The following is a 15,284-nucleotide window of genomic DNA, read 5'->3' as shown; positions in this document are numbered from 1 at the left end:
AGGGGAGAGGCAAAGATGAAAACATTGTTAGAGGTAAAAGATTTACAAGTCTCCTTTGATACACATGCAGGTGAAGTACAAGCTGTACGCGGCGTTACTTTTGATTTGAAAAAAGGAGAAACATTGGCGATTGTAGGAGAATCTGGTTCAGGGAAATCAGTTACTTCTAAAGCGTTAATGGGATTAATTCCGAATCCTCCTGGACGCATTAAAAATGGTGAAATCGTATTTGAAGGTCGTGACTTAACGAAATTAACAGAAAAAGAAATGCAGCAAGTACGCGGTAAAGATATTGCGATGATTTTCCAAGATCCAATGACATCATTAAATCCAACGATGACAATTGGAAATCAAATTATGGAAGGTCTAATTAAACACCAAGGGATGAGTAAAGCAGATGCACGTAAAGTTGCTTTAGAATTAATTGACCTTGTAGGTATTCCAAATCCAGAAGCTCGTTTAAAACAATATCCTCACCAATTCTCAGGTGGTATGAGACAGCGTGTAGTTATTGCGATGGCGTTAGCTTGTAACCCAAAATTATTAATTGCCGATGAGCCGACAACAGCGCTAGACGTTACGATTCAGGCGCAAATTTTAGAACTTATGAAAGACATTCAGCAAAAAACAGAAGCAGCAATCATTTTCATTACGCATGACTTAGGTGTAGTAGCAAACGTTGCGGACCGAGTGGCAGTTATGTACGCTGGTAAAGTTGTTGAAATTGGAACTGTAGATGAAATTTTCTACAATCCGAAACATCCATATACTTGGGGTTTAATCGCATCTATGCCAAGTTTAGATGGTTCAGAAGATGAGTTATATGCAATCCCTGGAACGCCTCCAGATTTATTGAAGCCGCCGAAGGGAGATGCTTTTGCACCACGTAACCCACAGGCACTGAAAATTGACTTTGAAATGGACCCACCTTTATTTAAAGTAAGTGATACGCACTATGCGGCAACTTGGTTACTTCACGAGCAAGCTCCAGAAGTAAAACCGCCGGCAGTCGTTGAAAGACGCATTCTTCAAATGAAAGCAGGTGAACAACATGACTAAACAACGTGAGAAATTAATTGAAGTAAAAAATGTAAAGCAACACTTCGACGTGAGTGGTGGTGTTGTCAAAGCGGTTAATGATATTTCATTTGATATTTACCGCGGAGAAACATTTGGTCTTGTAGGAGAATCGGGTTGTGGTAAATCGACAACTGGAAGAACGATTATTCGTTTATATGATGCAACTGCTGGTGAAGTATTGTTCGATGGTGAAAATGTACATGGTAAGAAATCACGCGCAGAACTGAAGAAATTCAACCGTAAAATGCAAATGATTTTCCAAGATCCATACGCATCATTAAATCCTCGTATGACAGTAGGGGATATTATCGCAGAAGGTATTGATATTCACGGATTAGCGAAAAGTAAAAAAGAGCGCATGGACCGTGTTCATGAACTATTAAACACAGTTGGTTTAAATAAAGAGCACGCAAACCGTTTCCCACACGAATTCTCAGGTGGACAACGTCAGCGTATCGGTATCGCTCGAGCGCTTGCTGTAGACCCAGAATTTATCATTGCCGATGAGCCGATCTCAGCACTTGACGTATCGATTCAGGCGCAAGTTGTAAACTTACTGAAAAAGTTACAAAAAGAAAAAGGTTTAACATACTTATTCATCGCCCATGATTTATCAATGGTAAAATACATTAGTGATCGTATTGGTGTAATGTACCGTGGCCAAATCGTTGAGTTAACAACAAGTGATGAATTATATGCGAATCCAATTCATCCATATACGAAATCACTATTATCAGCGATTCCACTTCCAGATCCAGATTATGAGCGCAATCGTAAACGTATCGTATATGATCCATCACAGCATAATTATGGTAGTGAGGCACCAACAATGCGTGAAATTCGCCCAGGACATTTCGTACTATGTTCGGAAGCGGAGTACAAGAAATATAAAGAGATTTATCAATAAGAAAAAGAGCCATTCTTCTGTTATGGAAGGATGGCTCTTTTTCTACTATATAAAAGAATTGTATGCATTTGTCGGTCAGTCGATATATTTAAAGAATCGCCGATATAAATCTCATGTATCATTAGTGATATCCATATGCAAAATTACTGAACTTGAACAGAAACATTCTCCTCTTGTTCTTCAGGTTTAACAAGTGCATAACGCTCCCATGCTCTACTTTTCCAGCGGAAGAACATAATAATGGCACGTGTCCATTCGTCGATGGCGATTGCTAGCCAAATACCAACGAGCCCCATATCTAAATGAAAGGCGAAAAAGTAACCTAGTGGTAAACTCATTAACACCATAGAGAATGCACCGATTAAAACAGGATATTTTGCATCACCAGCTGCACGAAGCGAATTAATGATGACGATATTCATCGTACGTCCCGTTTCAAGTAGTACACTTAGTAAAAGAACACTTGCGCCTAACCCGATAATGTACGGATTATCTGTAAACAGTCCCATTAATTGTGTACGGAATGTAATAACGAGAGTGACCATACATAAAGTTACACCAATCGCCCATTTTACACTTTTCCACAAGCGTTCGTATGCTTCATCTTTTTCGCCACCACCAACGAGGCGGCCAATAATAATGGCTGTTCCCATACCAATTGCAATAGCGAATAAATAAGTGAACATAGAAATGTTCGTAGCGTATTGTCTAGCCGCTAACGATTCCGTTCCTAAATATGTTGCATAGTATAAGAAGACAATTTGACAAGCTTGATACATAACTTGCTCAAAAGCAGATGGAATCCCGATTTTTAAAATTTTCCCGATATATTCTTTTGATAAGGTGAAATAATATTGTAATTTTACACGATATTCCATAACGCGGTATAGTAACCAGAAGAAAACAATAAGCGCTATAAGTCGGCTGACAGCAGAAGAAATGGCAGCCCCTTGTACACCGAGCTCAGGGAAACCAAATTTCCCGAAAATGAGTACATAGTTTCCAGCGATATGAATCATATTCATTCCGAGTGAAATAAACATCGCTTGCTTTGTGAAACCGTGTACACGGATAATTGCGGCTAATGAGTTAATAATAGCTTGTAGGAAGATGGCTCCTCCGACGATAGATAAGTAGTTTTGCGCATACGTTAGTACATCGCCTTGTAAGTTCATTGCGAGCATCATATGTTTCGAAAATAAAAGAAAACCAGCGCTTATAACGAGCCCAACTATTAAATTTAATGTGACGGCTAATGCTGATATTTTAGATGCTTCCATAAAGCGTTTGGAACCGAGGTATTGAGATACGACGATAGCTGCGCCGTTCCCGATGACTTCTAGTACCAAAATAGCGATATGGAGGTATTGATTCGCTGCACCAACCCCAGATACAGCATCGTCTGATAATGCACTTAACATGAAAGTATCAGCGATCCCCATTAACATAAAAAGAAAAACTTCTAGAAAAATAGGCCATGTTAATAAGAATAAACTTAATTTCTCAGTAGGCCCGTTTTTTGCCTGAATTGCTGCCATGTCCGTCCCCTCTTTACCGATATCTATTTTTAGCAAAATGTATCGTAACATACTTTCTTAACCTTTGCACTCATTTTAGCCTACATATTTTTATTATGAAGAGAGTGCTATTTTATGATAAAAACAAAAGGATAATTATACATAAAGTATTATGAGATATAAAATTCATTTTTCTCTGATAATTTAGAAAAGTATAAAAAATATTGTTTTTAACACTTTAGTAAGAATAATCAGCAATATGAAACGTTTACAAAGATTTATTTTTTAACAGGAAATTTTAATGAAATAGAAATATAAATATACAAAAAATATATTTGTGTGTATAATATGAATTATTAGAACATATATATATTTCTTTCTGTTTGAAAATGAAAGGGCTAACATTTTTATGGAGGGTGGAAGTATGAAAAAAAAGATGCCAGTTTTTGTAGTATCAACAGTAGCGATGAGCATGATGTTAGGGGCATGTAGCTACCAAAAAGATGAACCGCAAGCGAACGCAAAAGGGGATAGCGGGAAAAGCGGTGCGAAGCAAGTTATTAACTTAATTGAAACGCAAGAAATTCCAACGATGGATCCAGCGTTATCAGCTGATGCAGTTTCTTCAAGAGTAATGGGTAATACGATGGAAGGCTTATACAGTTTAGGAAAAGATGATAAGCTAGTTCCTGGTGTAGCGAAGGAATTCCAAAAATCAGAAGATGGTAAAAAATATACATTTAAATTACGTGAAGACGCAAAATGGTCAAATGGTGATCCTGTGACGGCAAAAGATTTCGTATACGCATGGCAAAGAGCGATTAACCCAGATACAGCTGCGAAATCAGCGTACATTATGTATGATATAAAAAATGCAGAGAAAATTAATAAAAAAGAGATGAGTCCGGATCAATTAGGGGTAAAGGCGATTGATGATTATACATTAGTAGTGGAATTAGATAATTCAATTCCATACCTTGTAGATTTAATGGTATATCCAATCTTCTATCCTGTGAATGAAAAGTTTGTGAAAGAGCAAGGTACGAAGTTTGGTTTGGAAGCGGATACAACGCTTTATAACGGACCATTTACATTAAGTGATTGGCAACATGAACGTAGCTTTAAAATGACAAAGAGCGCGTCATATTGGGACAATAAAGAAGTGAAGATTGAAGAAGTAAACTTTAATATTGTAAAAGATACATCTACGCCAATTAACTTATATGAAACAAATGCAATTGATCGAGCGTCGTTATTAGCGGAGTTTATTGATAAATATAAAGGAAAACCAGATTTCCAAACAGTAGAAGATACATCTGTATTCTTCCTTCGTTTAAATCAAAAAGATCCAGCTTTAGCAAATAAAAATATTCGTAAAGCAATTTCACTTGCTTTTGACCGTAAGCCATTCGTGGATACATTATTAAATAACGGTTCTAAGCCAGCAACAGGATTAATTCCTGATAACTTTATTAAAGGACCAGATAAAAAAGATTTCCGTGCTGTAAACGGGGATATTGTAAAACCAAACGTGAAAGAAGCGAAGAAATATTGGGAAGCTGGTAAAAAAGAACTTGGTAAAAATGAAATCGAATTAGAATTATTAAATGAAGATGTAGAGTTATCAAAGAAAACTGGTGAATATTTAAAAGGTGAATTAGAAAAGAATTTACCAGGTTTAACAGTAAAAATTAAACAACAACCATTCGCACAAAAACTAAAATTAGAAGATGCGGGCGATTATGTCATGTCATTCTCTGGATGGAGTGCGGACTTCCCAGATCCAATTACATATCTTGATATGTTTGTAACAGATGGGTCACAAAATAAGATGAAGTACTCTAATCCAAAATACGATGAAATCATTATGAAGGCGAAAAAAGATGGAAGCGATGTAAATGCTCGTTGGAAGAACTTATTAGAAGCAGAAAAAATGTTACTTGATGATGCTGCGATCGTTCCAGTATATCAACGTGGTAGAGCATATTTACAAAGAGATTCAATTAAAAATATGTATAACCATAAATATGGCGGCGATTTAAGCTTTAAATGGGCGTCAGTAGAGAAATAAGAAAAAAAGCAGGTGATTGCCTGCTTTTTTTTAATACGTTCGTTTCTTATAAATGCCTTTTCCGCCAACTTGGTTCCAGCCAGATTGTACATCCAAACTTTTGTTAACAAACTTCATTTTTTCTTTTCCACCAAAGAGCTTTTCGCCGATGCTATTTGTAATGACACCAATCAATGCTGTTATTCCGATGATGAGGGCAGCAACCGTAATAAAATCAATAAAAAAAGCAATCATTTGAAAACTCCCCCTTTGCCTGTCTGTATGTTTATTGTATGAGATAAAAAATGAAAAAGAAAGAAATGTCAGAAAAATATTTAATTTACTTTAGAAATCGTGTAGACAGGAGGGAGGATATTTGTTAAAATAAGAACAAATGTTCCTTTTTATTCTCATTTGTATAGTCTTACATTTCTTAATTGATTTATCAAGAAAAAGTAAGAAAACGTTCTCTTTTTCATAGGGAAGATTATAGATAAATAACTATATATTATATGAAAAATCCATGAGAAGTGAGTAGTAAAAGGATTGAAAGTTATTGTTAAAGTACAGCTGAAGTGAGCGTAATCATGTTACATAGCAGTGAAATACACGGAAGAGTTTTCTCAACTAGCAGGAAATTTACTGTATATTTCTTGCAAAATCTATTGTATAATGATTATAGAAGTTACTTATTAAAAGTAATTGTTGTTTATTATAAGTTGTTGCTTACATGAAATGCGATTTTTGTACTTTTCAATAAGACAAGTTATCGCGAAAAATTGCTGAAGTTAGAAATTAAAACTGTATTTAGTACAGAATTTGTACTCTTTAAGGAGAGTGAGCTTTGTATGGTAACATTATATAGTTCTCCAAGCTGTACGTCTTGTAGAAAGGCGAAATTATGGCTAGAGGAAAATCATATTCCCTATACAGAACGTAATATCTTCTCAGATCCATTAACGATTGAGGAAATTAAAGAGATTTTACGTATGACAGAAAGCGGAACGGATGAGATTATTTCTACTCGTTCGAAAGTTTTTCAAGAATTGAATGTAAACTTAGAGTCTTTACCACTTCAAGATTTATATAAGATGATTCGTGACTATCCAGGGATTTTACGTCGTCCAATTATGATTGACGAGAAACGCCTTCAAGTTGGTTACAACGAAGACGAAATTCGTCGTTTCTTACCACGTACAGTAAGAACGTTCCAATTACGTGAAGCACAACGTCTTGTAAATTAATTATAATAATATGAAAACCTTCTACCTGTTATATAGTAGAAGGTTTTTTTTAATGTTTCACATTGCGTAATCGAACTTGTTGTACGATAAAGCCGATGCATAAAATAGTGAAAATGAACAAATAAGGAATGCTTGTAGTGAAACTTGGATTGTTATGAAAAAAGGTTGCGAGTCTGTCTTCATGTGTAACCATTTTTCCTGCAGTATAGGCAAGAATCGCTGCACCGCAATAAATGAGGAATGGAAATCGTTCCATAAGTATTAAAATAAGTTTGCTGCCCCAAATAATAATCGGGATAGAAATGAGTAAGCCGATTATAACGAGTAAAAATCTCCCGTGAGCTGCACCTGCAATGGCAATAACATTATCAAACCCCATAACGAGATCCGCGAAAACAATTGTCCGCACAGCTTGAAATAAAGTTGTTTTTCCTTGAATAGAAGAAAGATCGTTGCTATTATCGGTTAATAAATTGACTGCAATTAATGTAAGTAAAACCCCGCCAATCAATTGTAGAAATGGAATGTCGAGTAAATAGACAGCTAGTATAGTAAGGATGATTCTTAGTACAATCGCTAAAAGAGTACCGATCAAAATAGCCTTATTTCGTTTCGATTCAGGTAAATTTCGGCTAGCTAGTGCGATGACGATTGCATTGTCACCACCTAATACAACATCGATACCGACAATCATTAGTACGGATGTTAAAAACTCTAAGTCCATTCGTCTGCCTCCATTTATGATGTTTTAATAAGCGAACTATATGTATGTGATGAAGAAAGTTGTTGTTAAATAATCTCTTCTAATAGAAGTTTCACTTTATTACAGTGTACGGGGGAATGTGGAAATGTATGTCCAAATTTTTTGTAAGTAAGAAATCGCTATAATAATATATTTATGTAGTTTATCGAGTAAAGATAGGCATATAACTATTTTTGTAAAATAAATCGATTTTATTTCCATTCTGGAGAATCTTATCATAAAATGAGAGTACAAGAATCTATTGATTTGTCATATGAGTGGGGAATCCCTTCATAACAATTCTAAGCAGGAAGGGAGAGTTGTATTTTGGATATTGAAAGAATTAATGATCATACGATGAAATTTTTTATTACGTACATTGATATAGAGGATAGAGGATTTAATCGTGAAGAAATTTGGTATGATCGCGAACGAAGTGAAGAGCTCTTTTGGGAGATGATGGACGAAGCTCGTGATCATGACGATTTCTTTATTGATGGACCGTTATGGATTCAAGTGCAAGCAGTCGATAAAGGGATTGAAGTACTTGTCACGAAAGCAGAGCTTTCAAAGGACGGACAAAAGCTGGAACTACCGATAGGGGTAGACAAAATTATAGATATTCCTCTAGATGAAGGCATCGAATCATTATTCCAACAAGAATTAGTCGAAGAGGTAGAAGAACAAACAGGAACAAACTTTAATGAAGATGGTACGTTTGGCTTTTTAATTAAATTTAATGATTTTGAAGATGTCATTTCATTAAGTCATCGTCTTATCTTTGAAGATATAAAAGATGAGCTGTATTCATTTGAGGACCGCTATTATGTATATGTGGAATTCGATGAAGTGCTACATGATGAAGAAGAAATCGATCGTATTTTAAGTATTATTTTAGAATATGGAGAAGAATCAACTTTAACAATTCATCGTGTAAGTGAGTATGGAAAACAAATTGTGAAAGAGCATGCGCTTGAAACGATTCGCAATAATTTTCCTGCTAAAACGTAGGCCGATTTCTGTAGTATGAAATCGGCTTTTTATATGAAGAATAGGAAAGCTTTCTTAGTTAGGAGGTAAGAGATGAAAAATACGTTAAAGCTGATTTTCTTTATAATGCTATTGTTCGCATTATTTGTTTCGTTACGTATGTTTATTGATGTAGCATTTTATTCAGATGTGATTGGGATAAAAGATGTTTCGATTTTAGGTATTATTAGTATTTTATTTACAGTATCTGCATTTTTAATTGGTTGCGTTATTTTCTTAGAAAATCGCCATCCATCTAAAACACTTACATGGTTAATTGTTTTAGGAATTTTTCCGGTATTTGGTTTCTTTGCTTATTTATTATTTGGACAAAATTTTCGGAGAAAAAGAATGTTCCAAAAGAAGGCGTTACTTGATGAACAGGCGTTTTTACAATATAAAGGGCATGAAGATTACGAAGAACGAATTTTACGCAATCATAAGCATCAAGAACTGTTATTTCGTTTAGCGGATCGATTAGGAGCTTTAAATATTTCATTTCAAACTGAAACGAGGACATTAACAAATGGAGATGAAACGTTTCGGGCTATTTTAAATGGGTTAAAACGAGCGAAACATCACATTCATATGGAATATTACATTGTGCGTGATGATAAATTAGGAACAGAAATTAAAGATATTTTAATACAAAAATCGAAAGAAGGCGTTGTTGTTCGCTTTTTATATGATGCGGTTGGAAGTTTTAAGTTATCGAAATCGTATATTGAAGAATTAAACGATGCAGGTGTAGAAATGATTCCATTCTTTCCTGTGCGCTTTCCGATTTTAAACGATAAGATTAATTATCGAAATCATAGGAAAATTGTTGTGATTGATGGGAACGAAGGGTTTGTAGGCGGATTAAATATCGGTGATGAGTATTTAGGGAAAAATAAATATTTTGGCTTTTGGCGAGATACGCATTTGTATTTACGTGGTGAAGCGGTTCAAAGTTTACAACTTATTTTCCTTCAAGACTGGTTTTATATGACTGGAGAGGCTGTGCTAGCCCCTGAATATTTACAAGCAAAAGCAGTTGAGGGTGATCATTGGGGAGGAGTGCAGCTAGTTGCAGGTGGCCCCGATAATAAGTGGGAAACGATTAAGCATTTATATTTCGCAATGATCGCTTCTGCTCGGAAATCTATTTGGATTGCAACGCCGTATTTTATTCCGGATGATGATATTTTATCCGCATTAAAGGTTGCTGCACTTGCTGGTATTGATGTTCGTTTATTAATGCCGAGTAAACCGGATAAGCGTACTGTCTTTTACGCATCGAGATCGTACTTCCCAGAGCTTTTAGATGCAGGAGTAAAGATATATGAATACGAAAAAGGTTTTCTTCATAGTAAAATTGTCATCGTTGATTCTGATTTAGCTTCAATTGGGACAGCTAATATGGATATGAGAAGTTTTCATTTGAATTTTGAAGTAAATGCCTTTTTATATGATACAGATAGCATTCGAAAACTTGTTCAAGACTTTAAAGATGATTTAGAAGAATCAAGTGAAATTCATGGTGATCATTTTCATAAAAGACGTCTTCATAGACGAATTGTTGAATCAACGTACCGATTATTATCACCTTTATTATAAAAAGAGATGTCCGAAATTGGGACATCTCTTTTTTAAAAGGAATTTGTAACAAATTGTAGAATATAAGGAGCTGAAAGGGTGTGATTACGATATTTATCGCTAAAAGAGAAAACGGTGAAAAAATTCATTTACTCTATAATTGTAATGAAGAGCTTTTGCGCCGTATGCGTCAACAAGAACGATTCTTTTGTGTAGCTTGCGGAAAGGAAGTGCAAATGAAATTAGGGAAACAAAAAAGTTGGCATTTTGCTCATAAAAAAGTGGATTCATGTCTTGCCTTTTATGAAGCGGAATCAAAGTATCATATGCATGGCAAAGAATTGTTATATAGATGGTTCAAACGTCAAAACTTTCAGGTGGATATAGAGTACTACCTCCCAGAAATTAAGCAACGACCAGATGTTTTTGTAGAGAGGGCGGGTAGAAAAATTGCAATTGAATACCAATGTGCAAACCTCGCTATAGAGCAGCTGTACAAAAGAACATATTCGTATTGGCAAGCTGGTATACAGGTCATTTGGATCGTTGGTGGAAATCAATTGAAAAAGCAATCTGCATATTGGATGAAATTTTCCTCACTTATGGCTTTCTCCTTACAATCTTATCCTCAGCCACTTCTTATTTTCTTCTGTCCGAAACAAAAATCATTTATGAAATGTGCATTTGTCACTCCCTTTTCTACAAATGTTTTTTTCTCACATACTATATATTTACCAACTGATGCGACTACTTTTGAAATGCTTTTTTCTCCTGTTCCTTTCGGGAAAGAAAGATTGGGTGAAGAGTGGAAGAAGAGAAAGAAAAACTTTCGCCAAAATGCCTTACCGATTTGGAATTATAATTATAAGTCATTATTACGCCTCTTATATCAATTTAAATGTACCCCAGCGAGCTTTCCTTCTGAAATTGGTGTTCCACTCCCTTCTGCATTTGCTTTTCAAACAAACCCATTTATATGGCAAGCTTTTCTATATATGAAGTGTATAGGGGAGCTTGCAGTGGGAGAGTGTATTTCTCTTCAATACGTGTGTAGTTATGTAAAAAGGTATACGAAAAGGCGGATACTTCCGTACTTTTCGCAGCACATATGGAAAATGGCAGTTACTGAATATATGACATTTTTATGCTATATAGGTGTTTTACGTAAAGTGGGAACTTATACGTACCGAAAAATAAGGGATGCCGTGATGTTAAAAACAGAGGAGGAAATTATGAAACATGATGAGATTTGCTTAATACATGCGCTATCTTTATTTGAGGCAAATTTTAACATGAGAGGAGGAAAAGCGGATATAATAAAGAATGATTGTGAAGGAATTACATAAGAAAAAACGAATTGTACTTAAGTAGAGATATTTAAAGGAGGGCTTAAAGAATGTCTGAACAAAACAAAGCGAAAGCATTACCAGATCGCAACGAGATTGAAGAAGCAAGTACGTGGCGATTAGAAGATATTTTCCAAACGGATGCAGAATGGGAAAAAGAATTCCAAGCTATTAAAGAGCTATTACCGAAGTTAACTGAATTTAAAGGGAAACTTGGTGACTCTGCGGACAATTTACTTGAGGCATTGCAATATGAAGATGAAATATCAATGCGATTAGGTAAGTTATATACATATGCTCATATGCGTTACGATCAAGATACAACAAACTCTGTATATCAAGCATTAAATGATCGTGCAACAAATTTATATTCACAAGTATCTAGTAGCACAGCGTATATTGTGCCTGAAATTTTATCGATTTCAGAAGATACATTGCAAACATTCTTGAAGGAAAATAGAGATTTAAGTGTATATGAACATGCATTAGAAGAAATTACACGTCAACGCCCGCACGTATTATCAGAAGCTGAGGAAGCTTTATTAGCGGAAGCATCTGAAGTAATGAGTTCATCAAGCAATACATTCGGTATGTTGAATAACGCGGATTTAAAATTCCCATCTATTAAAGGGGAAGACGGAGAAGAAATAGAAATTACACATGGCCGTTACATTCAGTTTTTAGAAAGTGATGATCCTCGTGTTCGCAAAGATGCATTTAAAGCTGTATATGAAACGTACGGGAAATTTAAAAACACATTCGCAAGTACGTTAAGCGGAGCAGTAAAACGTAATAATTTCAATGCGCGTGTTCGTAAATATGATTCTGCTCGCCAAGCTGCACTGAGCAATAATAATATTCCGGAAGCAGTATACGATCAACTCGTTGAAACAGTAAATGACAACTTACATTTATTACACCGTTACATCGATATTCGTAAGCGTGCACTAGGACTTGATGAGCTTCATATGTATGATTTATATACACCACTTGTACCAGAAGTGAAAATGAATGTGAAATACGAAGAAGCGCAAGACCTTTTATTAAAATCTTTAAACGTACTTGGTGATGAATATGTTGATATTTTGAAAGAGGCATATGAAAATCGCTGGGTAGATGTGTATGAGAATAAAGGAAAACGAAGCGGGGCATATTCATCTGGTGCATATGGAACAAATCCGTATATTTTAATGAACTGGCATGATAATGTAAATAATTTATTTACACTTGCTCATGAGTTTGGTCATTCGGTGCATAGTTACTATACAAGAAAAACACAACCGCACGTATATGGTGATTATTCCATCTTCGTAGCAGAAGTGGCATCTACTTGTAATGAAGCGCTTCTAAATGATTATTTATTAAAAACGACAGAAGATAAGAAAGAGCGTCTATATTTATTAAATCATTATTTAGAAGGGTTCCGTGGTACTGTATTCCGTCAAACGATGTTTGCAGAGTTTGAACATATTATTCATAAGAAAGTACAAGAAGGACATGCTGTTACGCCAGACATGTTAACGGAAATTTACTATGATTTAAATAAGAAATATTTCGGTGACGCTTTAGTAATCGACGAAGAGATTGGATTAGAATGGTCTCGTATCCCACACTTCTACTACAACTATTACGTATATCAATACGCAACAGGATTTAGTGCAGCGACAGCTCTATCTAAACAGATTTTAGAAGAAGGACAACCAGCAGTAGAACGTTATATTAATGAGTTCCTAAAAGCAGGAAGCTCTGATTATCCAATTGAAGTGCTGAAAAAAGCAGGAGTAGATATGGCATCTTCTGAACCAGTAAAAGAGGCGCTACAAGTATTTGAAGAGAAATTAAATGAATTAGAAGCATTATTATTTGAAGAAAAGTAATGAAAAAAGACGAGGGATTGTATCCTCGTCTTTTTGTTGAATAGATTCAATGTCGATATTTGTCGGAGAGAAAGGTGGATTTCTTTGTTTTTTTAACTGAAAGGATAGTTTTACGGCTGATTTTTGAAATTAAAACCCTTTGAATCGTTTTTTATAATTGAAATAAGAGAGAGTGATAACGATGATTCCGAATAAAAGAGGTAAGGCAATAATTTTAGGAAAAGCTTGTAGTAGAGAGAGGATGTACAAGAAAAAAGAAACGATGACAGCTAGAAAGAGAAGGGCAATATAAGATTTTTTCATAAATAAACCCCCTAAATGACCTTTTTTATAGCTTATTCAAAAATGAAAACGTTTAGAATGTGACAAAAGTGTGAAATTCGACAAAAGGGGTTGTCATCTGACGTCGAATCTTGTAATATAATAAGCGTGAACGAATTCACATACAAACATATACCCCTTTGTTTGAACGTGAAAATTTCTCCCATCCCCTTTAATATTTTTATAAGCCGTAAAGAAGAAGACCTGGTGTTTACACCAGGTCTTCTTCTTTTGCTATCCATTTCCAATAACGTTCGCATTTTACTTCTATCATTTGTACTTTTCGTTTCAGTTGTAATTTTTTTAGTTCGCGCTCAATTTCTTGTTGCGGACAGTCATAAATAAATGCTACTTCTTTTGAAGATATAAATTGTGTTGCTTCTAGTAGCACTTCTAAAGGTGGTAATGGTTCTGGCTCAATTTCACATTTTACAAGTTCTTTCAATAATTGTACGTATACATCGTAGGAATAATTTCCAGCGATTTTAATACCTTCTTCATCTGAATTCGCATGAAAAAAGACGAGGGAAGGTATTTCTGTAATATGCATTTCATTCGTGAATTTCAAGTCACATTGGAAAGCTTTTTTTGCACTAGCAGAATGTAGATCTTTTTTAAATTCTTCTACATCAATATTGCTATCTTTCGCACATGCAAGTAATAGTTCGCAGTCAGGGTTTGATACATTTTCAAGGAAAATGTATTCTTGGAGTTTTCGCAAAAACTTCGAACCTGCTTTTCGGCCTTGCAACTCCGCTGCCTTAATTGCCATCGAAACTAAATATGGTGTTGACGATGCTTCTTGCATATGTACCTTTCCATCACATGAAAAACCTTGTAAACTGGTTGTCTTTTCCCACACAAATCGAATATTAGCAGGTTTATTCCATTTGTGTGAGGAAGCGTTCGTTCCATCCACTTTTCCTGTTACGATATGACGAATAGAGAAGTATTTCCCGTATTCAAGCCATAGTTTAATAATAAAAGGCTCAATTTCCCAGCAATCTTTACAAAGTGGATCAATAAATAAATATGCTTCTACAGACTTATGCTCGCATGCGGAAGGAGATGGCATATTTATATGCTTTGCTTCCTGCTTATCCATTACACTTCACCTGTTTCGTTTGGAGTATTAACCATATGCTGAGCGGTTAATGCTAAACGTTCAAAAACAAACTCTCTTATAGGACCATGAACTCCAGTATCATCCATTGCTTGCTCCATACATGATAGCCAAGCCTCTGCTCGTTTTGGAGTAATCTCAAACGGAAGATGGCGTGCCCTTAACATAGGATGACCATGTTCTTCAGTGTACAAATTAGGACCACCTAAATATTGTGTTAAAAATTGCTTCTGCTTCCTAGCGGTTTCTGTTAAATCTTCCGGGAAGATGGGAGATAAGTCAGGGTGTTTACTGACATAGGAATAAAATGTATCTACTAATATTGCAATGCATTGTTCACCGCCAATTCCTTCAAATGGTGTCATCGGTTGCTTGCTCATCCTTTATAAACTCCTTTTTCCATGAAATGTATATCTATTGTAGCAATGGAATGTTCGAGAGGGCAAATAAACAGCTTTCTCAAAGATTCT

General features: G+C 35.3%; 14 protein-coding genes. 8 read left to right on the top strand and 6 right to left on the bottom strand.

The window, feature by feature from the left end; translation table 11 throughout:
* The first annotated feature begins 15 nt into the window (after nucleotides 1-15).
* Nucleotides 16-1,059 (top strand): ABC transporter ATP-binding protein, encoded by a 1,044-nt coding sequence (locus tag ACS2QP_RS11010; RefSeq protein ID WP_438882421.1) that lies wholly within the window; start codon nucleotides 16-18, stop codon nucleotides 1,057-1,059.
* Complete coding sequence (locus ACS2QP_RS11005) at nucleotides 1,052-1,987, top strand: ABC transporter ATP-binding protein (protein WP_000166348.1); 936 nt, start codon at nucleotides 1,052-1,054, stop codon at nucleotides 1,985-1,987. Before ACS2QP_RS11010 ends, ACS2QP_RS11005 begins: the two co-directional genes overlap by 8 nt.
* Before the next feature lie 143 nt (nucleotides 1,988-2,130).
* On the opposite strand, the gene ACS2QP_RS11000 is transcribed toward ACS2QP_RS11005, so the two are convergent.
* Nucleotides 2,131-3,576 carry an MATE family efflux transporter gene (locus ACS2QP_RS11000; RefSeq protein WP_326263379.1) on the bottom strand — a complete coding sequence of 482 codons (1,446 nt, stop codon included), beginning with the start codon at nucleotides 3,574-3,576 and terminating at the stop codon, nucleotides 2,131-2,133.
* A gap of 352 nt (nucleotides 3,577-3,928) precedes the next feature.
* On the opposite strand from ACS2QP_RS11000, the gene ACS2QP_RS10995 reads away from it, so the two are divergent.
* Complete coding sequence (locus ACS2QP_RS10995) at nucleotides 3,929-5,575, top strand: peptide ABC transporter substrate-binding protein (RefSeq protein ID WP_438882420.1); 1,647 nt, start codon at nucleotides 3,929-3,931, stop codon at nucleotides 5,573-5,575.
* Nucleotides 5,576-5,605: 30 nt separating this feature from the next.
* Here the strand turns inward: ACS2QP_RS10995 and ACS2QP_RS10990 are convergent, their stop codons facing one another.
* The gene (locus ACS2QP_RS10990; protein ID WP_000559971.1) at nucleotides 5,606-5,809 is read right to left on the bottom strand and encodes a hypothetical protein; all 204 of its coding nucleotides are present in this window, start codon (nucleotides 5,807-5,809) and stop codon (nucleotides 5,606-5,608) included.
* A 593-nt stretch (nucleotides 5,810-6,402) separates the two neighbouring features.
* Between ACS2QP_RS10990 and spx the strand changes: the two genes are divergently transcribed.
* Nucleotides 6,403-6,798 carry a transcriptional regulator Spx gene (gene spx, locus ACS2QP_RS10985; RefSeq protein ID WP_000258267.1) on the top strand — a complete coding sequence of 132 codons (396 nt, stop codon included), beginning with the start codon at nucleotides 6,403-6,405 and terminating at the stop codon, nucleotides 6,796-6,798.
* 49 nt (nucleotides 6,799-6,847) lie between these two features.
* On the opposite strand, the gene ACS2QP_RS10980 is transcribed toward spx, so the two are convergent.
* Nucleotides 6,848-7,522: a TerC family protein gene (locus ACS2QP_RS10980; RefSeq protein ID WP_000362607.1), complete on the bottom strand. Its 675-nt coding sequence runs from the start codon at nucleotides 7,520-7,522 to the stop codon at nucleotides 6,848-6,850.
* Nucleotides 7,523-7,867: 345 nt separating this feature from the next.
* Here ACS2QP_RS10980 and mecA point away from each other — a divergent pair, with 345 nt between their 5' ends.
* From mecA to pepF, 4 genes are all read left to right on the top strand, one after another.
* A complete protein-coding gene (gene mecA, locus ACS2QP_RS10975) occupies nucleotides 7,868-8,551 on the top strand; it encodes an adaptor protein MecA (RefSeq protein WP_000350713.1) in 684 nt (227 codons plus the stop codon).
* Nucleotides 8,552-8,623: 72 nt separating this feature from the next.
* Nucleotides 8,624-10,168 (top strand): cardiolipin synthase, encoded by a 1,545-nt coding sequence (locus ACS2QP_RS10970; protein ID WP_326263383.1) that lies wholly within the window; start codon nucleotides 8,624-8,626, stop codon nucleotides 10,166-10,168.
* A gap of 80 nt (nucleotides 10,169-10,248) precedes the next feature.
* The gene (locus ACS2QP_RS10965; RefSeq protein WP_000628315.1) at nucleotides 10,249-11,493 is read left to right on the top strand and encodes a competence protein CoiA; all 1,245 of its coding nucleotides are present in this window, start codon (nucleotides 10,249-10,251) and stop codon (nucleotides 11,491-11,493) included.
* 50 nt (nucleotides 11,494-11,543) lie between these two features.
* Complete coding sequence (pepF, locus tag ACS2QP_RS10960) at nucleotides 11,544-13,370, top strand: oligoendopeptidase F (RefSeq protein WP_017672793.1); 1,827 nt, start codon at nucleotides 11,544-11,546, stop codon at nucleotides 13,368-13,370.
* A gap of 129 nt (nucleotides 13,371-13,499) precedes the next feature.
* On the opposite strand, the gene ACS2QP_RS10955 is transcribed toward pepF, so the two are convergent.
* The 3 genes from ACS2QP_RS10955 to ACS2QP_RS10945 all read right to left on the bottom strand — a co-directional run bounded on the left by ACS2QP_RS10955 (nucleotide 13,500) and on the right by ACS2QP_RS10945 (nucleotide 15,194).
* Nucleotides 13,500-13,673: a hypothetical protein gene (locus ACS2QP_RS10955; RefSeq protein WP_000750355.1), complete on the bottom strand. Its 174-nt coding sequence runs from the start codon at nucleotides 13,671-13,673 to the stop codon at nucleotides 13,500-13,502.
* Between the two features lie 229 nt (nucleotides 13,674-13,902).
* Nucleotides 13,903-14,796, bottom strand: coding sequence for a ClpXP adapter SpxH family protein (locus tag ACS2QP_RS10950; RefSeq protein WP_000360644.1), 894 nt, complete (start codon nucleotides 14,794-14,796; stop codon nucleotides 13,903-13,905).
* Nucleotides 14,796-15,194, bottom strand: coding sequence for a globin domain-containing protein (locus tag ACS2QP_RS10945; RefSeq protein ID WP_000043391.1), 399 nt, complete (start codon nucleotides 15,192-15,194; stop codon nucleotides 14,796-14,798). Before ACS2QP_RS10945 ends, ACS2QP_RS10950 begins: the two co-directional genes overlap by 1 nt.
* Nucleotides 15,195-15,284: the final 90 nt, after the last annotated feature.

The sequence above is a fragment of the Bacillus cereus group sp. Bce019 genome (assembly GCF_051781745.1).
GTDB classification, from domain to species: Bacteria; Bacillota; Bacilli; order Bacillales; family Bacillaceae_G; genus Bacillus_A; species Bacillus_A cereus.
This window is presented reverse-complemented; position numbering and strand designations above follow the sequence as displayed.